The sequence below is a fragment of the Dyadobacter sp. LHD-138 genome, assembly GCF_030929615.1.
Classification (GTDB): Bacteria; Bacteroidota; Bacteroidia; order Cytophagales; family Spirosomataceae; genus Dyadobacter.
Genome location: NZ_JAVFVU010000010.1, coordinates 93,343 through 115,732 on the forward strand (window position 1 = coordinate 93,343; position 22,390 = coordinate 115,732).

18 protein-coding genes are annotated in these 22,390 nt (G+C 43.9%); 13 read left to right on the forward strand and 5 right to left on the reverse strand.

What is annotated here, in order from left to right; translation table 11 throughout:
- The first annotated feature begins 117 nt into the window (after positions 1-117).
- From RB622_RS09170 to RB622_RS09210, 9 genes are all read left to right on the forward strand, one after another.
- On the forward strand, positions 118-2,277 hold the full coding sequence (locus tag RB622_RS09170) for a TonB-dependent receptor (RefSeq protein ID WP_308046248.1): 2,160 nt from the start codon (positions 118-120) through the stop codon (positions 2,275-2,277).
- A gap of 36 nt (positions 2,278-2,313) precedes the next feature.
- Positions 2,314-2,973 carry a hypothetical protein gene (locus tag RB622_RS09175; protein WP_308046249.1) on the forward strand — a complete coding sequence of 220 codons (660 nt, stop codon included), beginning with the start codon at positions 2,314-2,316 and terminating at the stop codon, positions 2,971-2,973.
- Positions 2,974-2,999: 26 nt separating this feature from the next.
- Positions 3,000-4,433 carry a histidine kinase gene (locus RB622_RS09180; protein ID WP_308046250.1) on the forward strand — a complete coding sequence of 478 codons (1,434 nt, stop codon included), beginning with the start codon at positions 3,000-3,002 and terminating at the stop codon, positions 4,431-4,433.
- Positions 4,434-4,508: 75 nt separating this feature from the next.
- Positions 4,509-5,291: a response regulator gene (locus tag RB622_RS09185; protein WP_308046251.1), complete on the forward strand. Its 783-nt coding sequence runs from the start codon at positions 4,509-4,511 to the stop codon at positions 5,289-5,291.
- 323 nt (positions 5,292-5,614) lie between these two features.
- Positions 5,615-6,367: an isoprenyl transferase gene (locus RB622_RS09190; protein ID WP_308046252.1), complete on the forward strand. Its 753-nt coding sequence runs from the start codon at positions 5,615-5,617 to the stop codon at positions 6,365-6,367.
- A 6-nt stretch (positions 6,368-6,373) separates the two neighbouring features.
- Positions 6,374-8,965, forward strand: coding sequence for an outer membrane protein assembly factor BamA (gene bamA / locus RB622_RS09195; protein WP_308046253.1), 2,592 nt, complete (start codon positions 6,374-6,376; stop codon positions 8,963-8,965).
- A 50-nt stretch (positions 8,966-9,015) separates the two neighbouring features.
- On the forward strand, positions 9,016-9,630 hold the full coding sequence (locus RB622_RS09200; protein WP_308046254.1) for an OmpH family outer membrane protein: 615 nt from the start codon (positions 9,016-9,018) through the stop codon (positions 9,628-9,630).
- A gap of 10 nt (positions 9,631-9,640) precedes the next feature.
- Positions 9,641-10,291, forward strand: a complete 651-nt coding sequence (locus RB622_RS09205) for an OmpH family outer membrane protein (RefSeq protein ID WP_308046255.1) — start codon at positions 9,641-9,643, stop codon at positions 10,289-10,291.
- Between the two features lie 301 nt (positions 10,292-10,592).
- On the forward strand, positions 10,593-12,209 hold the full coding sequence (locus tag RB622_RS09210) for a hypothetical protein (protein WP_308046256.1): 1,617 nt from the start codon (positions 10,593-10,595) through the stop codon (positions 12,207-12,209).
- Between the two features lie 174 nt (positions 12,210-12,383).
- On the opposite strand, the gene RB622_RS09215 is transcribed toward RB622_RS09210, so the two are convergent.
- Together RB622_RS09215 and RB622_RS09220 are read right to left on the reverse strand one after the other, a co-directional pair.
- Complete coding sequence (locus RB622_RS09215; protein WP_308046257.1) at positions 12,384-13,175, reverse strand: lipoprotein signal peptidase; 792 nt, start codon at positions 13,173-13,175, stop codon at positions 12,384-12,386.
- Positions 13,176-13,226: 51 nt separating this feature from the next.
- Positions 13,227-14,429 carry a proline dehydrogenase family protein gene (locus RB622_RS09220; RefSeq protein WP_308046258.1) on the reverse strand — a complete coding sequence of 401 codons (1,203 nt, stop codon included), beginning with the start codon at positions 14,427-14,429 and terminating at the stop codon, positions 13,227-13,229.
- 184 nt (positions 14,430-14,613) lie between these two features.
- On the opposite strand from RB622_RS09220, the gene RB622_RS09225 reads away from it, so the two are divergent.
- Positions 14,614-15,708 carry a chorismate mutase gene (locus RB622_RS09225; protein WP_308046259.1) on the forward strand — a complete coding sequence of 365 codons (1,095 nt, stop codon included), beginning with the start codon at positions 14,614-14,616 and terminating at the stop codon, positions 15,706-15,708.
- A gap of 81 nt (positions 15,709-15,789) precedes the next feature.
- On the opposite strand, the gene RB622_RS09230 is transcribed toward RB622_RS09225, so the two are convergent.
- Positions 15,790-16,422 (reverse strand): GDSL-type esterase/lipase family protein, encoded by a 633-nt coding sequence (locus tag RB622_RS09230; RefSeq protein ID WP_308046260.1) that lies wholly within the window; start codon positions 16,420-16,422, stop codon positions 15,790-15,792.
- A 158-nt stretch (positions 16,423-16,580) separates the two neighbouring features.
- On the opposite strand from RB622_RS09230, the gene RB622_RS09235 reads away from it, so the two are divergent.
- Positions 16,581-18,680, forward strand: coding sequence for a S46 family peptidase (locus RB622_RS09235; RefSeq protein ID WP_308046261.1), 2,100 nt, complete (start codon positions 16,581-16,583; stop codon positions 18,678-18,680).
- A 47-nt stretch (positions 18,681-18,727) separates the two neighbouring features.
- Here RB622_RS09235 and RB622_RS09240 read toward each other — a convergent pair whose 3' ends face one another.
- A complete protein-coding gene (locus tag RB622_RS09240) occupies positions 18,728-19,327 on the reverse strand; it encodes a thymidine kinase (RefSeq protein WP_308046262.1) in 600 nt (199 codons plus the stop codon).
- Positions 19,328-19,442: 115 nt separating this feature from the next.
- Here RB622_RS09240 and RB622_RS09245 point away from each other — a divergent pair, with 115 nt between their 5' ends.
- Positions 19,443-20,579, forward strand: coding sequence for a hypothetical protein (locus tag RB622_RS09245; protein ID WP_308046263.1), 1,137 nt, complete (start codon positions 19,443-19,445; stop codon positions 20,577-20,579).
- 44 nt (positions 20,580-20,623) lie between these two features.
- Entirely contained in the window at positions 20,624-21,493 is an 870-nt protein-coding gene (locus RB622_RS09250; protein ID WP_308046264.1) for a hypothetical protein, read from the forward strand.
- 35 nt (positions 21,494-21,528) lie between these two features.
- On the opposite strand, the gene RB622_RS09255 is transcribed toward RB622_RS09250, so the two are convergent.
- Positions 21,529-22,344, reverse strand: coding sequence for an alpha/beta hydrolase (locus RB622_RS09255; protein ID WP_308046265.1), 816 nt, complete (start codon positions 22,342-22,344; stop codon positions 21,529-21,531).
- Between the last annotated feature and the right edge of the window lie 46 nt (positions 22,345-22,390).

A 22,390-nucleotide genomic window follows, 5' to 3' on the forward strand; every position in this document is an offset into this window, starting at 1 on the left:
TCATTTCCATAGTTGCGAGGTTCATGCGGTGTTAAGGCGCAGTTCGTCGGAATTAGGTAACATACTGGCTTCATGGCTGATAGATTTGTGTCATCAAAAACACAAAATCTGTCAGCCATGAAGCTTTTTTATTATCTGCTCTTTTTCTCAACCACGGTCTCTTACGGACAAACGGTGGTGAAGGGAAAGGTGCTGGATAAAAAGGGGCATGCGATGCCGGGAGCCAATGTATTCCTTAAAGGGACTTATGATGGTACCACCACGGATTCTTCCGGCGTATTTTATTTTAAAACCTTTGAAAAAGATACCGTTACACTGGTTGCCAGCTATGTTGGTTTCGAAATTGCTGAAACAAAACTTTCTTTAAAGGAAAAGGAGATTAGCCATCAATTTCGTCTTGAAGAACTTGCCAACGAATTGAATACGGTTGTCATCACGGCTGGCGCTTTTGACGCTTCTGATGAAAAAAGAATGGCTATGCTCAAACCGCTGGATATCGTTACGACGGCCGGAGCCGCTGCGGATATTACGGGTGCCATCCAGTTTTTACCTGGAGCGCAGCGGGTAGGGGAGCAGGAAGGACTATTTGTCCGCGGAGGCTCAGGACAGGAAACCAAGGTGGTAATCGACGGGATGATTGTTCAAAATCCATTTTTTAGTTCGTTGCCGGACGTGCAGCAGCGGGGCCGTTTCAATCCGTTTATGTTTAAGGGCACATCTTTCAGCACCGGTGGTTATTCGGCGCAGTATGGGCAGGCCTTGTCTTCGGTTTTATTGCTGAATACAACGGATAAGGCCAGTAACAATGGTTTAGGCATAAGTCTCAATCTTGCCAACGCCGGGCTGAATTATGATTATGCTACCAAAAATCAGTCTGTATCGGCCGTGGCCTACTACGGAAATTTGAAACCGCTTTTTACATTGGTCAGGCAGAATGTGGACTGGCTGCACGAACCTGAGTTTAAAGGTTCCTCACTGACCTATCGTCTGAAACCGACCAAGTATGGGGTGCTGAAAGTCTACGGTATGTATTCCGATAGCCGACTGAGCATGAATTCAAAAGATCCGTCGAGCGAATCGGGCAAGATGAAACTCGACCTGAAAAACCGGAATGCTTTTGTAACAAGTACGTATACCGACCAATGGCGCGAGGGGAAATGGCTGTTGAATTCGGGTTTTTCGTATAGCCGTAATAAAGACAATATGACGTTCGACGCCGCCAATTTTGATCGTTTTGATGAAAGAACACAGGCACGTCTGGTATTGACCGGGTTATTGTCGGGCAATAATTCCATCCTTTTTGGCGGCGAGGCGCATATTATAAATTTACAAAATGGCGTAAACGGGAAATTGTATCATCTGCAAGACCGTTACACGACTGTTTTTGCGGAAAGTGAAATTTATGTGACCCGGCTTCTTGCCGGTCGCGTGGGTGTTCGCGGTGAGTATTCTGCACTACTGGGCCGTTTTAACCTAGCACCGAGGTTATCGTTCGCTTATAAAACCGGGAAGTACAGCCAGGTTTCCTTAGCCGCCGGGCAGTTTTATCAGAACCCCGATTACCGTTATTTATACCGCAATAAAAACCTCAATTTTGAAAGAGCCGATCATTTGATCCTGAATTTCCAGATCATCAAGAATCAGCGCACTTTCCGCTTTGAGACTTTTTATAAAAATTATGCACAGCTGGTCCGGGAGTTTACGGGACAGGCTTATGATGCCGATCCTTATCGTTTTCCCTGGGGCACAACCAGCAATGGCGGGCATGGTTATGCAAGAGGTTTCGATTTTTTCTGGCGCGATCAAAAAACGATCAAAAACTTCGATTACTGGGTTACATACAGCTATGTCGATTCCAAAAGGTTATTTCAACAATTTGATCATTCGGCTACCCCGACTTTTATCTCCCATCACAATGCCAGCCTGATTACTAAAAAGTGGTTTGATAAAATCCAGACGAACCTCAGTATGACGTATGCTTTTACGAGTGGCCGCCCCTATTACAATCCGAATAGCAAAGAATTTTTAGCCAACCGTACACCGACCGTGCATAATCTGAGTATTCAGGCAAGTAAGCTTACAAGCATCAAAGGCAACCTGATTATTCTGTACGCCTCCGTTGACAATATTCTCAACATAAAAAATGTATTTACCTATCGTTACACACCCGACGGCAAAACGCGGTACGCGGTGGGGCCGCAGAGTTACCGCAGTTTTTTTGTAGGTACCCAGATTATGTTATCGAAAAAAGCCAAAGTTGATAAAAACGATTTATAACCTATTTGTATCATACGATCCCAATCAAGAAAAATTATGAAAAAGTTATTCATTACATCCGCGCTGCTGCTGGTTTCCATGATCAGCGTTTTTGCACAAAATGAAAAATACGTGCAGGCTATGGAGTCGTCTATTGGCCTTTTAAATAAAGTCGATAAAGCAAAAAATGACCCGGTTGAATTACAGGAAATAGCCAACCGTTTCGAGCGCATTGGCACAGCCGAGGCAAAAGAATGGCTGCCACGTTATTATGCTGCCTATTGTTATACGCTAATGGGTTTGTCGGGAAGTTCGATTGAAGAGAAAGATAAATTTTTGGATAAAGCAGACGGCTTGCTCAAAGAATCGGAGACGCTGGCCGGAAAACCTTCCGATGAAATACTGATTATGAAAGCTTATGCAGCACAGATCCGGCTGGCGGCCGATGCCATGAACCGCTGGCAAAAGTATGGCGCTCTCTTTACTGAAAATATTGACGCCGCCAAAGCGATAAATGGTGATAACCCACGTATTTATTATCTTGAAGGTTCAAGTCTGTTTTTTAAGCCGGAAGAGTATGGCGGTGGTAAAAAAGTGGCGAAGCCTTTGTTGGAAAAATCCGTTGCAAAATTTTCTACTTTCAAACCGCAAAGCACCATTGCTCCGCAGTGGGGCAAAATGGAAGCGGAGTGGATGCTCTCCCAGGCAAATCAGTAAGTCATTAAGTATTTTGGAATAACCCGATGGAAGATAAGAAAAAGCCTTTGCGTATGACCGGCACTTCGCTTGAAGGACGGGATTTTAGTAACATGAATCTGGAAGGTGCTGATTTTAGCTTTTCGAGCCTGGAAGGGATCAATTTTGACGGATCCAATCTTCGGGGAGCGAAAATACGGTTTGCATCCTTGGAAAAAGCGACATTCCGAAACGCGGACCTGACGAATGCAGACATGAGTTTCAGCAGTCTGACCGATACCGATATGACCGGCGCGAAGATCGAAGGGGCTAATTTTAGTTTTTCCTCTCAGGGGAAATCGTTTAACTGGCAGGATCTGAAATTAATAGGACTTATCCAGAGCCAGAGCTGGGTGGGCACATTGGTGGCTGTATTCATCGGGGCACTGATGCTTTACGGGACAAGTGCGATTATCTATTTTACCCTCGAAATTTTATATACATCCAACGCCGTCCGGGTTCAGCTCAATCAATATATCATTGCCCAAAATGTAATTGGCGGTGTGATGACCGTTTTAATCGCGCAGAACATGGCGGTTTGGCTGGATACCACGATTGATCGGGTCATTTTCCGGCATCTTGTCCTGAGTGCAGTGATTGTGTTGTTTTTTCTGGCATTGTTGATGGGGATGTATTTGTCCTTTGGGCAAAATATTATTCAGGCGATGCATGTTCAATATCCGCAGGAAGGGGATCAGAACGATGCCTGGTATTGGTATACCATTGGCCCTGTTGTTGTAGCCAACGTGTTTTATTATCTGGCACGACAGGGACGACAGCTGTCCCGGAAAATTTCGGATCAGGAATATCAGCTTCTCAATCTTGAAAAACTGAAAACCCGTGCGGAGCTGGACGCCCTGCAGGCCAGAATCAACCCCCACTTTCTGTACAATGCGCTCAACAGTATCGCCAGCCTCGTGCATGAAGATCCAGATAAGGCGGAGGAAATGACGTTATTGCTCTCGAAGCTTTTCCGTTATACCACCGGTCGTAAAAACAGGGACTATTTTGACACGATCGAAAATGAGTTGGAAATGGTGCAGACCTATCTTCAGGTGGAAAAAGTAAGGTTCGGGGAAAGGCTGCAGTTTGACGTAGAGGTAACTAATCCGGAGTTGAAAACCCTTCAGGTCCCTAAATTTATTTTACAGCCGATTGTCGAGAACGCCATTAAACATGGCATTGCTAAACTTGCCGATCAGGGCAAGATCATTGTCCGGATTTATGAAGAAAACGGATGGCTGCATCTTTGTGTGCATGACAACGGCCCGCTTTTTGCAGATACCATGGGTGCAGGTTATGGCATACGGAGCATCCAGGAAAAACTTAAATTGTTGTATGGTGAGGATGCCCGCCTGGAGCTTCACAACGAGCCGCATAAATCGGTCAATATTTCGATTCTTAAATCTGTGATCGAGAAAGGCGGAGAAGACATGGAATAGTTGTTAATTTTGAAATCCTGTTGTAAAATAATTGTTAATTCCACGCACCATTTCGCTGCGAAAAATTAATCTCAAATGAATTTTCCTTTAAAGACTATATTAATTGACGACGAGCCTTTGGCCTTAAGCCGCCTCAGGAGACTCTTGGAAAAACATCCGGAAACTTTCCTGATTGTGGCAGAAGCGAAAAACGGAGCCGAAGGCCTGCTCGAAATTGACAGACATAATCCAGATATTATTTTCCTGGATATCGAAATGCCGCTGCTCAATGGTTTCGAGATGCTGGCAAAACTTACAAAAATGCCGTTGGTTGTTTTCTCCACGGCCTACGACCAGTACGCGATCCGTGCCTTTGAAGAAAATTCAGTGGATTATTTATTAAAACCCGTTGAAAACGACCGGTTGTTAAAAACAATCGACAAGATCCGTAACATTCTTCAGGCTGGTTTTAAAACAGGAGAAAGGTATAACCCCTATTCTGACAACCTTTTACGTTTACTGGAAGAAATGAAACCCAAAAAGGAGGTCTTTTCACTATCCGTAAAATCCGGAGACCGCATCCTGCTCATTCCGTTAACGGAAATCACCCATTTTGAAGCGGAGGAGAAGTATGTATTTCTCAATACGCTGGACGGATTAAAATATCTTCTGAACTATACGCTGACTTCACTGGAAGAAAAGCTTCCTTCACATTACCTTCGCATCAGCCGGGCAGGTATTGTAAATTCCCACCATATCAAAGAAATTCAAAAGCATTTTAATGGAAAATATGTCGTTGTGATGCGCGACAAGAAAGTCTCTCAACTGCAAAGCGGGAGCACTTATACGGAAGTCATTCGCCATCTTCTTGATAATTAATCACCTTGCATCCTGGTGTGCTGTTGGAAATATTGATTTTGAAGACGGCATACTTATTCCTAAATTGCGCCCCTGTTAAAATCCGACGTATGTGTTTTTGGTTTAATGTGCTCTTTATCAGTACATTTGTGTTGTAATCGCGAATTTTTGTTGTTGAAATTTAATATTTTTCGACACAATTGTGACACAATCTGCGTACCTCAATAGGAGCGGAAGACCCACATTACATGTCAGATTGAAAAAAACATCAAATAGAATTTATAAGATCGGCGTATAATGGTTCGTTTGTTTTTGTTAAAAAAGGTTAAAAGAGTTCAGATATAATGAAAGAACTCATTGATTCGGGCAATCTGCCAAAGCACATAGCCGTTATCATGGATGGTAACGGGCGATGGGCACAGAACCAGGGTGCGGCGCGTGTATTCGGGCATCGTAATGCAATCAAAGCAGTAAGAGAGGTGACCGAAGGCTGTGCTGAACTCGGAGTATCCTATCTGACCCTTTACGCATTTTCCACGGAGAACTGGGCGCGTCCGCAGTTTGAAGTTCGTGCATTGATGGAGTTATTGGTGCAGTCTATCCGCAACGAGCTTCCTACGATGCAGAAGAACAACGTGAGGCTGGACACCATTGGTGATATGGATAGTTTACCACAAAGTTGTCAGAACCAGCTTGCGGAGGCCGTTGAAAGCACCCGCCAGAATACGGGGCTTAATCTTATTCTTGCCCTGGGATACAGCGGGAAATGGGATATTGTGCAGGCCGCGAAAAAGCTTGCAGAGGGAGTTCAGAAAGGCACGATTAAGCCCGAAGAAATCAACGAAACTTTGTTGAATCAGCATCTTTCTACGGAGGACAGGCCCGAAGTGGACCTGATGCTGCGCACCGGTGGTGATCATCGGATCAGTAATTTCCTGTTATGGCAGCTCGCTTATGCGGAGTTGTATTTTTATAAAGACCTTTTTTGGCCCGATTTCCGCAAGGAACATCTTTATGAGGCAATTTTGGCATACCAGAAAACGGAACGGCGTTTTGGTAAAACCGGTGAACAAGTAAAAGCGAATGGAGCTAAGTAGAATTATATGAACCTGGTGAGAAACTTTATTAAGACATTCGTACAAAGTAATTGGGCACTAACAGGAGTATTGTTATGCTGGTGTTTTTCGGCTGAGGCGCAAAAAGTAGGGTTGGGTGCATCTCCAAAACCGGCAGCAGCTACTGCCAATCTCGGCATTGATCCGGCTAATCCAAAGGAATATACAATTGCAGAAGTTACGGTTTCCGGAACGCAGTTTCTGGATCCGAATTCTATGGTTTCTATTTCGGGTTTGAAACCTGGGGATAAAATTCGTGTGCCGGGCCCGGCTATTCCGTCTTCGATCAAAAGAATGATGGATTTCGGAACTTTGGATGATGTGGAAATCGCAGCGACCAAAGTGGAAGGCGAAAAGATCTGGCTTAATATTCACATCAAAGAGCGTCCAAGGCTTTATAAAGTGTCTTTTTCCGGTGTCCGTAAGGGGGAAAGAGAGACTTTGAATGACAAGGTGAAGCTGATCAAAGGGCGGGTGATTACGCCTACGGTTATCAAAAACACGCAGCTTGTTATCAAGAAATATTATCTGGATAAAGGTTTTTATAACACCAAGGTAAAGGTGCTGCAAATCCCGGATTCCACACGTGGACAAGCCACGCTGAACTTTACCATTACAAAAGGCAGTAAGGTAAAAATCAAGGAGATTAAAATTGAAGGCAACTCGGATATCAGCAGCGCTACGCTGAAACGTAAGATGAAGGGAACCAAGCAGAAACGCATTGGCCGTCTGTTTAATCCTTCAAAATATATTCCTAAAAAGTACGACGAGGATAAGGAAAAACTGATCGCATACTACCGTAAGAACGGTTACCGCGATGCAACGATCGAGTTCGATACGATTAAAAGTAACGGAGAGACGATCAGCATCAACATGAAAATTGATGAGGGTAAGAAATACTTTTATCGCAATATCACATGGACTGGTAACTATCTGTATCCGTCAAAATCACTGAGTGAAAAGTTAGGTATCAATAAGGGGGACGTTTACAATCCGGAAGAACTTGAAAAGAAAATCAACGGAATTCCAGGCGGCGATATCAGCTCCATTTATATGGATGACGGTTATTTGTATTTCCGTATTGATCCGACTGAAAAAGCCGTTGACGGCGACTCGATCGACGTGGAACTTCGGATGTTTGAAGGTAAACAGGCTACGATCAACCGTATCGTTTTGAATGGTAATACCAAGACAAGTGACCGCGTCGTGTTGCGTGAACTTTTTACATTGCCGGGACAGAAATTCAGTAAAACGGAGATTATCAACACGCAGCGTCAATTATCTCAGATGGGTTATTTCAACCCGGAGAAAATCGTTCCGAATCCGGTTCCAAATCCGCAGGACGGAACGGTGGATATCGAATGGAACGTAGAAGAAAAACCATCTGACCAGATCGAGCTTTCCGGAGGTTGGGGAGGTTATATCGGTTTCGTAGGTACGCTGGGTCTTGTTTTCAATAACTTCTCATTGCGTAACATTCCAAACAGGGAAACCTGGAGACCACTTCCATCGGGAGACGGGCAGAAATTGTCCCTTCGTTTCCAGGCAAATGGTAAGCAGTATCAGACCTATTCGATGTCGTTCAGCGAACCCTGGCTGGGAGGTAAAAAACCGATCAATTTCGGGGTTTCTTTGCAGCACACGGTTTATCGTGTAGCAAGTTATAACAACTACTACCAATCAAGTGCAGGGACGGGTGTTAGCTACGGTGGTGGCTATTACAACACCGGTATTACATTATCAGTAGGGCGTCGTTTAAAAGAACCGGATCGTTACCTGGTGTTGACGCACTCGTTATCTTATCAGCGTTATCGTTTGAATGACCTGGATATTTTCCGGATTGGTTACAGCAATGGTGTTTCCAACAACATTTCATTCAACACAACGATCTCACGTAATACGTTAAGTGATTTCCAATTCCCGAGAAGCGGGTCGAATATCTCTTTAAGTGCAACTTTCACGCCTCCTTATTCAGCGTTGCGTAAAAATGACTACAAGGATATCAGCGACACCTACCGTTGGGTAGAATACAACAAGTGGATGTTTGATGCCACGTACTACGCAACCATCACAGGGAAACTGGTATTGAGCGCAAGAACACACATGGGGTATTTGGGCAGATATAACAATAAACTTGATTTTAGTAAATTCGGACGTTTCATCGTTGGGGGATCAGGTTTGGCAGGTCAGGGATCTTTCTCACTTGCTGACCAGGACATCATCGGTTTGCGTGGTTACGAAGATCAGAAAGTGGGTCCTTTGACCGCTCAGGGATATCCGGCTTCAGGTGGTGGTATCGTTTACAACAAATATGTAATGGAACTTCGTTACCCTGTTTCGCTTAATCCGCAGGCAACCATTTTCATTCTTGGCTTTGCAGAAGGTGGTAACAACTGGGGAACTTACAAAGAATTTAATCCTTTTGCGCTGAAAAAATCTGCCGGTGTAGGTGCTCGTATTTTCATGCCAGCGTTTGGTCTTTTGGGTATTGACTGGGGGTATGGATTTGACAGCATTCAGGGACAGGCTAAGAAAAGCGGAGCGCAGTTCCACTTTACTATAGGGCAGCAAATCAGATAATATTATAGATCCCTTTTCGTTAAACCTGTTTAAATTATTGGCGGCTTGACATGAAGAACATTATTATTTTACTAGTTTTGTCCCTTATTTCCAGCGGACAGATAATGGCTCAGAAATTCGGGTACACCGATATGGAGTTTATTACCAGTAAAATGCCCGAGTATCAGCTGGCGCAGACGGAAATGAAAAAGTTCTCCGAAAAATGGGCCAAAGAAATTCAGGATAAGTTTGCTGACGTTAGCCGGATGCAGCGTGCCTACATGGCCGAAGAGGTTCTGCTGACGGACGATCTGAAAAGAAAAAGACAATCAGAAATAAAGGACAAGGAGCTGGAGGCGAGAGAATATAACAGTAAGATTTTTGGGATGGAAGGGTTGCTCTTTCAGAAAAAAAAGGAGCTGATGAAGCCGGTGATGGAGAAAGTCCAAAGGGCGGTTTCGAAAATATGTGTGCAGAAACGTCTTGATTTTATGTTTGACAAATCCAGTGACGTGGGCATGATTTATTCAAACCCCAAGCACGACTATTCGGATTATATTATGGAAGAACTGGGAATAGATGCCCAGCCTGCCAAAACGAAAGAAAAGTCAATAAAAGAAGAACCGGCGGTAGCACCAAAGGAAAGCGCCCCTAAACAAAAAAGTACAACCAATAAACTTAAATAGTAAAAAAACAATGAAACAAAAATTGATAGTGTTTATGGTCGCAATGGCCATGCTGAGTACTCCTCTTTTGGCGCAAACAACACCTGCTAGCGGTCTTACTAAAATTGGTTACACCAATGTGGACTATATACTTAGCAAGTTGCCTGAGAGTAAAGTAATGCAAAACCAACTTGAAGTAACTAAAGCGCAGCTGGATAAAGCCATTGGCGAAACGTATAAAGAAGCGCAGGAGAAATACGAAGCATACCAGAAAAACGGCGCGCAGATGACCGAGGTGATCCGTGCGGACAAAGAAAAGGAGTTGCAAAACCTTCAGACGCGTATCCAGGAAATGCAAACCAACGCGCAGCAGTCTTTGCAGGCAAAACAGCAACAGTTGATGGAGCCAATTCTTACAAAGGTGAACAATGCTATTCAGGAAGTTGGTAAAGAACTCGGATTCCTTTACATCTTAAATATGGATGCAGGTGCAAATACTACACCAATTATTTTGTATGTAGGATCTGAGGAAAATAACGCAACGCCTTTTATTTTCAAAAAACTAGGTGTAGATCCTGATAAAGTAGAAGCTGCTGCGCCTGCAACCAAACCGGCTGCAACGACACCAGCGCCTGCAACGAAGCCAGCAACAACACCTGCTGCTACGCCTAAAAAGAAATAAGCAGTCGTTTTTTTCTAAGTCTTTATAATATATAGTACCGGGGAGTAGTCTTTTAGAGGCTGTTCCCCGGTATTTGTTTTAGAGCGTGTTTTTTGTTGACAGCGCTCTGTGGCCTGACATCCAATAGGTTTTAAATTGTATCGTATTTAAAAAGTGCAAAATGAGGCGCATTGGATATAATGAAAATTCTGGCTTCTAAAAAAACAGAAGTATTCAGAACGTTAAGCATACAGGATTTGTTAATTTTGCGTTATGGAAGTTAGATTCCTGAGCTCATAAAATAAATTATATTTCTGCAATTATGGTTTTTAAAAATATCTCTTACTTTCTTATTCTCTTGTTAACCGCATGTTGCTCTTATCCGGTTTTGGCACAGGATAATACCCAGCCGAATGGAGGAAATGGACCATACCAGTTGATTTTTCCAAAGGATGCGGAGTGGAACACACTGGAAGAGGGGAAGGAAATAAATTTTCATCTTCAGGTTCGTGGGGGAAAGAGCGACTCGACACGTTACAGCATCACCAGTGGCTGGAGAAAGGATATGAAATTTGATTCGACTGGACATTTTGTGTGGACACCATCCTATGAAATGGCGGACCGGATCAATACGGTTAAGTTATTGCCGATCGTTTTCGAAGCGACGAATCAGGCTGGCGAAACGGTTTCCCAGCAGATCGCTTTCAAAATTCTGCACGTAAATCGTGCGCCGGAAGTGGATGAACTAAAACCATTTTACGTACAGTATAAGACGCAGAATACGTATCAGATCGACATGAATTCTGTCCGGGATGCGGATGGTGACCCGGTGGTCTTTATTCCGATTTTGGAGGGCATGCCGCAAGCAATGCGTATGACGGCCTCGGGAGAGATTACCTGGGATCCTTCAACAACGCAATTTAGCCTGTTGAAAAAGGGACCAAGATATATCGAATTCTTTGTGGAAGATCAGCCCTCAAAAGCCCGTACAAAAGGCCGGTTGAAACTTGATGTGACGCAGATGGATCTTGAACCGGACTTTAAAATCGTACCGCAAAACCAACTGGTGCGCAGCAAGGAAAATAACCGCATCAACCTGAAATTTACTTTGTCAGATCCGAACGGAGACGATGATATTGCCACTTTTGATTTTGTATCTGAAAATAAAAATGTTCCTAAGTCGGCATTGGTTAAAAATGCCCCGACCAGTTATGAATTTATCTGGGAACCGGGTTATGAGTTTGTGAAGGATCCGTTTGATTCGCTTGCTTTCAATGTTACTTTTTATGTGCTGGATAAGGAGCAGAATAAAAAGGAAAGAACTTTACGCTTTCTGATCGAAAACACCGTGAACGAAGCCGAGCGTGATGCCTATGTTTATGGCCTGTACCGCGGCGGATTGGTGAATGCCTGGGGTTTGCTTGAACAAATGAAAGAGAAGGAAGGCGAGCTTAAAAGAGCTTACGGAAGAGCTAAGAAAGGTAAGAGAAGCCGATCGCTGGTCAATGCATCCTTGGGAGCAACGACAGGTCTGGCGCCGGTTATTGCTAAATCCAGTGTGGAAACAAGAGGTTATATCACAACCTTGGGTGGCACTACCGTGGCGACGCTGGGAACGCTTGAAGCCACGGAGGTTATCGGTAAATCCACCAATGGTTTGCTGGACCGCTTTAACTATGTGATGCAGAAGAAAAACGAATTGCAGAATAAAGGAGATGTATTTGCTCGTGAATACGCCCAGAAGTCTGCTCGCCGTTCGCCTGATTTTATCAGAAGACTGGATGAGTTCAAAGCACTGATGAACCTGAGCGGATTGGTCGCTTTGGAATTGGATGCCAACTGGGAGAATAAAAAGGCAGCGGGTTATGACGAAAAGAAAGTAGATGCTGCGATCAAAAAGGCATTTAAGGATTTTATGCCATTGGAGAAAGATGAATAACCCGAAAGGGATTTTAAATATTATCACGAATTCTTTTGTAGCGCTATCGGCCGTCAGCTATCGGCTATCAGATTAATGCAAGAAACAACATCTCGGACGATTGTCGATAGCTGATAGCAAAAATGTCTTACAATATTATTCGTGAGGTTTACTGACCGGAAACAAAAAAGAGAGCTACAAGCTCTCTTTTTTGTTTCCCTCTTCCTCCGGATTTAGCGGAGGAGAAACCTCGGGAGAATCCGAATGATGGAATTCGTTTTTTTCTGAGGTTTCTGTTTGCGGTGCTTCGTTGGTTGGATCCGTTTCAGCAGGTTGATCATCTCCTGGAAGCGTATCCGGTGTTTCATTGTTGTCGGTGTCCTTGGTGTGGTGATCGCCCTCCTCAGGGTTGTAAAAATGGCCCTGGAAGATCAGTATACTGCAAACACCTACGAAGATGCACGAGTCCGCAATGTTAAATATGGGTGTTGAATAATATTGTCCGCCCCAGACCGGTACCCATTCAGGAATAAATCCTTCCCAGAAATCCACAAAGATCATGTCAATAACCTGACCATGAAACCAGGGTGTTGGCGATCCGTACGGGGCATTATCTAGGAAAACACCATAAAATGTACTGTCAATTACGTTTCCAACGGCTCCTGCCAGGATCATCGCCAAAGCCCAGAGTAACCCTTTGGATGCGCCGCTGCGGGCAAGATGCACCAAATACCAGCCGATGGCACACATGGCAACCAATCTGAAAAGCGTAAGAAATAATTTACCGTATTCATGCCCAAGCTGCATGCCGAAAGCCATGCCGGGATTTAATACATAATGCAGTTTAAGCCAGTTGCCCATCAGCAAAATCTGTCCTGAAAACCCCGGTTCCATATACTTGTAGACCAAAAGTTTTGACAATTGATCCACTGCGATTAATAATACGCTGAACAGTAAATACCGGCTTGGATTTTTTGGTTGGTTCATTCCAGATTGATTACAATTAATATCGATATGAATGCAAAAATAGCAAGTTACTTATAAAGACCTTAATCCTCTTCTTTGCATTTCGCTTTTTACCAGCAGGTACTCCCTGCTGCTTTGCCCGGCGATGGAAGTATTTTCCTCGGCGCGGCGGATTAAATAAGGCAGGACGGCATCGATAGGGCCGTAAGGGACATATTTCGCCACATTGTAACCTACCTTGGCAAGGTTGAAAGAAATATTATCACTCATGCCCAGAAGCTGTGCAAACCATATTCTGCCATCGTCGTTTTTGATGCCCAGTTTTTTCATCTTGCAGGTACAGTACTGTGAACTGTATTCATTGTGCGTACCCAGGCAAATGGAGATATGTTCCACATTTTCAAGACAAAAATCAATGGCCGCATTATAGTCTTTGTCTGTCGCTTCCTTGGAAGTATGGATCGGATTGAAATATTCGTTTTCACGGGCGCGGATGCGTTCCTTTTCCATATAAGCACCACGAACAAGTTTCCCGCCTAGCAGATATCCTTTTTGACGGGCCGTTATGTAGGCGTTTTTCAGCGCTGCAAGTGTTTCGTGTTTGTAAAACTGGTACGTGTTGTAAACAATGGCTCTTTCCTTATTGTATTTTTCCATCATTTCGTAAGTCAGCTCATCAATGACTCCCTGAACCCAGCTTTCCTCGGCATCTACAAAAATGCGGACATTAAGCTTGTTGGATAATGAACAAAGCTTTTCAAGTCGTTCTCTTACTCTTTCATAGGCCGCTGCCTCCAGGGCCGACAGTGTTTCCTTGCGTTGTACTTTTTCTAATAAATCCGTGGAAGCAATTCCGGTGATCTTGAAAACCGAAAATGGGATATCTTTAGATTCAGAAGCCTTTTGAATGGTGCGTAAAATTTCATCGGCTGTAAAATCAAAACTATTTTCATCGCCTTCTCCCTCAACCGAGTAGTCAAGTATCGTTCCCAGACCTGATTGGGCCAATGTGGAAATTGTATGCTGACAGTCACTAATCGTCTCACCCCCACAGAATTGTTCAAAAATAGTGACGCGAATAAGATTTTTTATAGGTAAGTGAAGCTTTAGAGCGATCTTTATAAAAAAAGTGCCTAAATTTACCACTCGAGCCTGGTTCATTAAGCTAAATACCCAGTACGTTTTCCGGAGTTGGGAGTCTGATTTTGAAGCAAATGCGATTGAAGTGTCTTCAAAAAATACAGGTATTTGGTCTTTTTGAGAAGCGTAAGCCATTTTTATGTTTATCATGAGTGGTTTCCTCCTGGTTTTTTTAGTAAACCAATCGGGCAAAAGTAAATACCAAAAAGGGTTGAATACTTTTGACGCATCAAATGTACGGCAATCCGTTAAATACGCATAATACCGAGTCGAAATATTATAGTTATCTTATTGTTTTATTAAGGACAAGTTTTTGAATATGAATGCTTCTTTAGATATCCTTCCGCTTAGCAGTTGGATCAATACCGAAGGAAAACCTTTGGTAATCGCCGGGCCTTGCAGTGCCGAGACCGAGGAACAAATGTTAGAAACCGCAAGCCAGATCAAAAAAGAAGGATTTGCTCACGTATTGCGTGCGGGAATTTGGAAGCCAAGAACGCGTCCGGGAAGTTTTGAAGGGATGGGTGAGGCGGCTTTGCCATGGTTGCAAGCAGCAAAAAAAGAAACAGGTCTTCCTGTTGCTGTTGAGGTAGCAAACCCTCAGCATATAGAATTGGCATTGAAGTATGGTGTGGATATCCTTTGGGTGGGTGCACGTACAACAGTGAATCCATTTAACGTTCAGGAATTGGCTGAGGCATTGAGAGGTGTGGATGTTCCTGTTTTGGTTAAAAACCCGGTTAACCCGGATTTGCAGCTTTGGATCGGTGCTTTGGAGCGTTTGAACCAGGCTGGCGTGAAAAAACTGGGTGCTATTCACCGTGGTTTTTCTAATGCTCAGGAAACAAAGTTCCGCAATTCTCCAATGTGGAATATCGCCATTGAACTTAAAACGCTTTTCCCTCAGCTTCCTGTAATCGGTGACCCTAGCCATATGGCGGGTAAACGTGCGTTATTGTTTGAAGTTGCGCAGCGTGCACTTGACTTGAACTATGATGGTTTGATCATCGAATCACACCGCGATCCGGATAAGGCATGGTCGGATGCTTCTCAGCAATTGACGCCTGTGGCATTGGGCGAAATGTTGCATGAACTGCACGTTCGTAAAGAATCTTACCCAACAGATTACCAGTCTCAATTGGAAATCGTTCGTGGTAAAATAGATAACCTTGACCGTGAATTGCTTGAAAATCTTGCAAACCGTATGGCGCTGGTTGAAAAACTTGCTGAGTACAAACGTGATAACAACGTTGCTGCTTACCAGGTAGATCGTTTCCGTGAAGTATTGGAAACCCGTGCAACTTGGGGTAAGAGCCTTAATCTTTACCCAAATCTTGTTGACGAACTTTTCAAGCTTGTACACATGGAGTCGATCCGTAAACAAACTGAAGTGATGAATCAAATCAACGCTTAATAGCTGATTGGTTCCAAATTATATAAAGACGGGTCACTTTCCTTGGAAGGTGGCCCGTCTTTTTTGTGGCTCATTAATGTTTTATAACTTCATCCTTTTTAAAACTTTGTCAGCCTCCTCCGCCCATATTTCATAAGCTGCCGTATTTAAATGCGTCTTGTCCCTTGCAAACTCCGGTTTTAGCCCTGTTGAATCTGAAAGGTATTGATTCAGATCCAGGTACTCAATTTTATTTTTTTGACAATAGGTTATCAGGAATTCATTCAGCTGAATTACCTCTCTTTTACTCTCAGGATCATTTTGCTCGTAAAGCGTCAAAGTGACGACCGGTGTGATACCATTTTTTAAAATCGTTTCTAAAATAACCTGATAGTTTTGCTGGATTTTCTCCTGCGAAACGCCAACGGTGATATCGTTAATTCCTGCCTCAACAAAACAAACGGACGGATGTTTGTCGATGACATGAGGCTGCAAAAGAGACACAAAATGATAGGTGCAAAGTCCGGGAAAGCCGCTGTTGAGCACGTCGGTTCGACCCAGAAGTTCAACCCATTTTCCCTGCGCCGTCAGGGAGTTCCCGAACATGACTATTTTGGCGTCGCCTTGCATCGCTACGATTTTTTGAATCCACTTATCACGAAAAATATAAAAACAGGTGATCAGAAAGATGATGTTGCACGCCAAAGAAATAAGGAGGATAGATTTTGTTTTCATCTATAAGATTCAGTTTAATAAAGCCGGGCAACGACAAATGCTCTAAATGTCATGATTTCGCTCCAAATAATAACGATATATGTCTATTGAGATATACTTTTACATAAACTTGCTAGCTTTGTGCAACGGTGTTACATCTTTATTATTTGGATAAATTTATGCAGTCAACAACAAAAATCATTAAAAAACTTGGTTTGATCGGATTGCTTTCCCTTGGGCATGTGGTCGTTCAGGCACAGGATATCAGGCTGGACTCTGTAAAAGCCGGGGAATTTGATATGGGCAAAATGTGGACGTTCGATACCCCGCCTGCCGAGTATTTTCAAAAGACCTACAACTTTACGCCGGATGAAAAGTGGTTTGAAAAGGCCAGACTTTCGGCGCTCCGTTTTGCTACGTATTGTTCGGCTTCCTTTGTTTCGGCCAATGGTCTGGTGATGACCAACCACCATTGCGCGCGTGAGTCGGGTGTGGCGGTTCAGAAAAAAGGAGAGGATTTCCTGGCAAACGGGTTTTATGCCACCAAACTTTCCGATGAAAGAAAAGTCGCGGACCTGTTTGTTGACCAGCTTGTGAAAATTGAAGACATTACCGAACGAATTCAGAAAATCGAAGACCAGGGTGAGTCAAATACCGAGCGCGTAAAATTGCGTGACCAGGCGTTCGAGAATATTAAAAAAGAATATCAGGCAAAAGAGGACTGGAAGGGACTTGAAGTTGAAACGGTGAGTTTTTATAGCGGAGGCCGTTATTCTTTATACGGTTTTAAAAGATATAAAGATGTGCGGGTGGTATTTATGCCGGAGCTTCAAATGGGCTTTTTCGGTGGCGATCCGGATAACTTTACCTATCCGCGTTATAACCTGGACTGCTCATTCTTCCGGGTTTATGACGACAATGGCAAACCGCTTCAAACAGAAAACTATTACAAATTCAATACGGATGGGGTTAAGGATGGCGAGCCTGTTTTTGTCGTAGGAAATCCGGGAAGCACGGGGCGTTTGCGTACGGTGGATGAACTGGAACTGGACCGTGACCTGGTTATACCTTTCACACTTCAGTTATTGAAAAACCGTTCTCTTGCTTTGCAGGAATATAATAAAACGGCAAAAAACGATAGTATCCTGAATGAAATTTTTAGCTACGAAAACAGTTACAAGGCTTATGCCGGACGACTGGAAGGCATGAAGGATCCGGTTTTGATGGCGCGTAAGCGGGATTTTGAAAAGAATTTTAAGAAGGCCGTTCGTGAAAACCCGAAGCTGACGCCGAATTATGGCATGTGGGATAATATTTCTGAAAACGTGCAAACTTTGCGTGCCGTTCGTAACGATGTCTCGATCATGCAGCCGAATCCGCTTTCGCGGGGTGAATTGCTGACTTTTGCACAGCAGCTGGTTGACTTCGCTTCGCTTTCTAAGACGAATCCGGACCGTGCGGCTACGTTGAAAGGTACTTTGAAAGCATTCCAGCCGGATATTGCTTCGTTGGAAGAGGCGTATCTGACGGCTCACTTTGAAGAAGCCATTATGTTTTTAGGTAGAAATGATGAATACGTAAAGACGGCTTTGGGGGGTAAATCACCGAAGGAAGCGGCGATAACAGCGCTAAAAAATACAAAACTCAGTGACGACGCTTATGTGAATAAGTTGCTGGATGGTGGCGCCGCTGCAATCACTGCTTCGGATGATCCGCTTATCAGGCTGGCCAGGATTTCTCAGCCAAGATTTATGTATGCCGCAACGACCGCGCGGGATGCCAATGCGAAATTGAATGTGGACCGCAGTAAACTTGGCCGTTTGCTGTATGATGTTTACGGAACAAGCATTCCGCCGGACGCTACTTTTTCTTTACGTATCAGCGATGGTGTTGTCAAATCATTTGAATACAATGGTACCACGGCGCCGGTTAAAACAACCTACTTCGGAATGTATGACCGTTATGAATCCAATGGCGGCGTGTTTCCCTGGTCATTGCCAAAACGCTGGCTGAATCCTCCAACGGAGTTGCTGAAGGCGCCAGTTAACTTTATTTCGACCAACGATATCATCGGTGGAAATTCAGGATCGCCCATGGTGAATCAGAAACTGGAAGCCGTCGGATTGATATTTGACGGAAACGTGGAAAGTTTGCCGGGTTATTTCATCTTCGCCCCGGATGCTGGCAACCGTACGGTTTCGGTGCATGCCGGCGGGATGATCGCGGCGATGAAATACATTTACAAAGCCAACAGACTGGTTGAAGAATTGACAAAATAATATTTACAGTCGGAGGTTACGGCAGCGCGCGGTAACCTCCGATTTTTTTATTCCTGATGATAAGCCTCTTCGCCCAGGTTGAAACACCTGCGGCATCTTGCTTCATACAAATCGGTTTCTCCGAGTAATACTTTTTCATTCGATGGCGAAAGCCGGTATGAATGAGAGGCAACTTCCCCGCAAACCATGCAGATCGCATGCACTTTGGTCACGTACTCCGCAATGGCCATCAGCCGAGGCATACAGCCGAAGGGTTTTCCAAGATAATCCATATCCAGTCCGGCGATGATCACGCGCGTTCCGGAATTTGCCAGCTCATCACACACGGCAGCAATGGATTCATCAAAAAATTGTGCTTCATCCAGTCCGACTACCTCTGCATCGCCAGACAGCGCAATAATCTCGGATGCGTTTTTAACCGGGATCGCTTCGATGGAATTCTCGTTATGTGAAACAATGTTCTCAAGATGATAGCGTTTATCCAGAGCAGGTTTAAAGATCTTTATTTTCTGGCGTGCAATTTTGGCGCGGGTAAGCCGACGGATTAATTCTTCGGTTTTACCCGAAAACATGGATCCGCAAATCACCTCAATCCATCCTGCGCGGGGGTATTGGTGGTGTCTTACATGTGAAGGCTCGATGAACATGATGGCCGCGAAATAAGTTGAATCTGTGATTGACTGTCTGAACAGTCATTTTTTAATTATATTTACAAAACAAACACATTTTTTAAACACTCTTGTTACAAAGCTCTTATTCGTCATGCCGAATAGTTTGAACTCAAATGCACTTAATCAATATGCAGCGCGATTTACGGCTACTGTCCTTAATGAAGCATATCGTAACGAAACTGTTGTAAAAGGTCCTGAATTACTGAAAATTACACCTGTTCGTCAGGTTAATCTCGGTATCCTTAACCGACTGTTTGAACAATGGAAAAATACGGCCCTTGCATTCCGCAGTATATATTTTGATTTTGAAAGTGAAGATGTCAAGACAGCACTTCAGGCGTTCATGAATACGGCCTCGCAGCATATTGCCGTAAAACGCAATGATCTCGAACCGCTTTTTCTGGATGCTGTGAAGGATGCCATCACGCTTTTATATACACCGGAAAGCTATTTCGAAGAAAAGCTCCGGGCAATGCCAGAGTCGGTTTTTACCCCCGAGAATGCAGCACAACTGGTGAAATATACACAGATTCATAACGGTATTGCCAAAGCCCTTGCCCAACGCCTGGCCGATAGCAATGCAGATTCTGTTTACATGACACAGGTAATCGGATGGCTTTATGAAGTAAAAAGCGATGCGGAATTGCTGGACGATGTGACACCTTTTATCAGTCAGTTTTCTGAGATATTGACATTGGATTCGTCGGAATTACTTCCGGTGGTTCATGTTTCGTCGCAGGTATCTGCCCAGAATGGTCAGAAGCAGGAACCGAAATCATTTTTTGATTCGGCATTTTCTGAAATTGATCCTGCCAGGCCGGTCACTATTCCAGGGCAGACTTCCAGCCAGCAACGTGCGGAACCAGGGGTAGCGGTACTTTCTGAAATTGTTTCTAAGACAAATTCTTCCGAGCGAGAATCGCTGAATAACCGTTTCAAGGTAGAGATACCCAAGGTTTCTGATGAAAGCCGCTACGGAAGTGTCCAGGTGAAAGTTGAAAATATTGCCGGATCTATTCCGTTGGGGCAGCGGTTTATGTTTGTAAATCAATTGTTCAACAGGAATAGCGAACACTTTGATAAGGCGATTTATGAGCTGGACCTGGTGAAAAATTTTGAAGAAGCCGAAAACCTGATCTGGCATCGTTACGCTTCCAAATATGCATGGGATGTAAACGGAGAGGCAATTCAGGCATTGTTGTCCATTGTTAAACGGAAATTCAGCTGAGGCAATAGCCGTTTTCGTCGTATTATTTTACTGGCGTAGTAAATATGAAAGAGCGATCTGGATGTTTATCTCGACAGAAAAACTTCCTTCGATCCTTCGTTATTTTTATTGCAATAACTTACAGGGCTTTCGCTGACGGGAATCCATTTCCCGTCGGTGCAAAAGCCTGGGGCCTGGCGAACGCGACCATCGCACGGTCTGATTATTACGCCATCGGCAATAACGTTGCCGGGCTTGGCGGCATATCCACCGCAGCCGTTTTCTCCACCTATGATTCTCACTATAACTTTGACGGCATCAATACCATCGGTACAGGTTTTGTGATGCCCGTTTCCGAAAACCTTGGCGCGGGATTATCGATACAGCGTTTCGGGGATAAAGTCTATAACCAGATTGCCGTAGGGTTAGGAGCGGGGCACAGGATTGGCCGGTTTCGTCTTGGATTAAAAATAAATTATTTGCAAGCCGCCATTAACGCCAGCACATTAACACTTAGCAAAAAAGCGCTTGTTTTTGAATTCGGAGGTATCGTCACACTTTCTTCCAAACTCGATTTTGGAGCGCATATGTTCAATGTCACACAGTCGTCGTATTCGGGTGAGGCGCGTGAAACTGTGGATACGGCATTGCGGACCGGATTTTTATATAAACCTTCATCAGCCGTTCAGCTCAGCGCCGAAATTGAAAAGGTTACCGATTATCCGCTTAGTCTGCGTGCCGGTCTGGAATATGAAATTGTGAAACGTTTCGTGTTGCGGACAGGCATCACTTCCAGACCTCAGACGAATCATTTCGGTTTAGGTTTTAAGGGAAATCATTTTCACATGGACTATGCCATCCATACGCATCCGCAACTGGGCTGGTCGCATCACTTTTCGCTTGGGTATGTTCTCCGGGATAAAAATGCGAAATGATTTCAGCTGTTTTAGGACCGGATTGTTTTCACATTTTAAGTTAATGTATTCACAAAACCTGCGATAACTTCATACATTTCTTTCGGGTTGTCGTAAAAAACAAAATGGTTGCTGCCGGGAATACACTTGATGTTCATGCCATTATTTACAAGCCTGGGAATGTATGACAGGTTTTTATTTTCTTCCCCATAAATAAAAATCCGTGGAATTTCCATCGTCAGGTACTGTTCCAGCAATTCCCCCGTCGCAGAATAGGCTACGGTTTGGAAACTGTAATGGTAGTACGATTTGATATTGGTGTTGAGCTGTAAGTTGTTGGCAATAATATGATATCCCGCATTCCCTTTTTTCTTCATGTCAGTAATGACTTTCGGAAAAATTTCTTTGGAAAACCGGTCATATTCGTGGTTTACCACCATATTGGAAAACATGCAATCTTCCGGCATCAGATTTCCTTCAATGTTGATGTATCCCTTTATTTTATCCAGACCGCCTCTTTGCAGATACAACAGCGTGGTTAAACCGCCCATGCTGGTGCCGGTCAGAATAAAATCTTTGATAGCCAGTTTATCAATAAACAGGGAAGTGATTGCGGCAAGATCGTCGATATTAAGCGGATCCTCTTCATAATAACTGGAATTGCCCGTGCCGGGGTTATCAAAGCAAATTAAGGTATGGTCGGCCAGCGCATCGGCTTTGCAGGCTTCCCAGTAATTTTCTTTGGAACCACCCAGTCCGTGGACAAATAACAAGGTCTCCTTCCGTCCCTGACGATAGAAATATTCGATGTCAAATTTTCTGTTATCATAAAATAACTGAATGCTGTCGATTTGTGGTGTCTGCTTGGGCATAGGGTTTATTTTTTAACTGTCGGCTGTCAGTAACCGGATTAAAAGC

Excerpts from the sequence above, each read along its gene's own strand:
- RB622_RS09170 (WP_308046248.1), top strand. The coding sequence starts at position 118 with ATGAAGCTTTTTTATTATCTGCTCTTTTTCTCAACCACGGTCTCTTAC.
- RB622_RS09175 (WP_308046249.1), top strand. The coding sequence starts at position 2,314 with ATGAAAAAGTTATTCATTACATCCGCGCTGCTGCTGGTTTCCATGATC.
- RB622_RS09180 (WP_308046250.1), top strand. The coding sequence starts at position 3,000 with ATGGAAGATAAGAAAAAGCCTTTGCGTATGACCGGCACTTCGCTTGAA.
- RB622_RS09185 (WP_308046251.1), top strand. The coding sequence starts at position 4,509 with ATGAATTTTCCTTTAAAGACTATATTAATTGACGACGAGCCTTTGGCC.
- RB622_RS09190 (WP_308046252.1), top strand. The coding sequence starts at position 5,615 with ATGAAAGAACTCATTGATTCGGGCAATCTGCCAAAGCACATAGCCGTT.
- bamA (WP_308046253.1), top strand. The coding sequence starts at position 6,374 with ATGAACCTGGTGAGAAACTTTATTAAGACATTCGTACAAAGTAATTGG.
- RB622_RS09200 (WP_308046254.1), top strand. The coding sequence starts at position 9,016 with ATGAAGAACATTATTATTTTACTAGTTTTGTCCCTTATTTCCAGCGGA.
- RB622_RS09205 (WP_308046255.1), top strand. The coding sequence starts at position 9,641 with ATGAAACAAAAATTGATAGTGTTTATGGTCGCAATGGCCATGCTGAGT.
- RB622_RS09210 (WP_308046256.1), top strand. The coding sequence starts at position 10,593 with ATGGTTTTTAAAAATATCTCTTACTTTCTTATTCTCTTGTTAACCGCA.
- RB622_RS09215 (WP_308046257.1), bottom strand. The coding sequence starts at position 13,175 with ATGAACCAACCAAAAAATCCAAGCCGGTATTTACTGTTCAGCGTATTA.
- RB622_RS09220 (WP_308046258.1), bottom strand. The coding sequence starts at position 14,429 with ATGGCTTACGCTTCTCAAAAAGACCAAATACCTGTATTTTTTGAAGAC.
- RB622_RS09225 (WP_308046259.1), top strand. The coding sequence starts at position 14,614 with ATGAATGCTTCTTTAGATATCCTTCCGCTTAGCAGTTGGATCAATACC.
- RB622_RS09230 (WP_308046260.1), bottom strand. The coding sequence starts at position 16,422 with ATGAAAACAAAATCTATCCTCCTTATTTCTTTGGCGTGCAACATCATC.
- RB622_RS09235 (WP_308046261.1), top strand. The coding sequence starts at position 16,581 with ATGCAGTCAACAACAAAAATCATTAAAAAACTTGGTTTGATCGGATTG.
- RB622_RS09240 (WP_308046262.1), bottom strand. The coding sequence starts at position 19,327 with ATGTTCATCGAGCCTTCACATGTAAGACACCACCAATACCCCCGCGCA.
- RB622_RS09245 (WP_308046263.1), top strand. The coding sequence starts at position 19,443 with ATGCCGAATAGTTTGAACTCAAATGCACTTAATCAATATGCAGCGCGA.
- RB622_RS09250 (WP_308046264.1), top strand. The coding sequence starts at position 20,624 with ATGAAAGAGCGATCTGGATGTTTATCTCGACAGAAAAACTTCCTTCGA.
- RB622_RS09255 (WP_308046265.1), bottom strand. The coding sequence starts at position 22,344 with ATGCCCAAGCAGACACCACAAATCGACAGCATTCAGTTATTTTATGAT.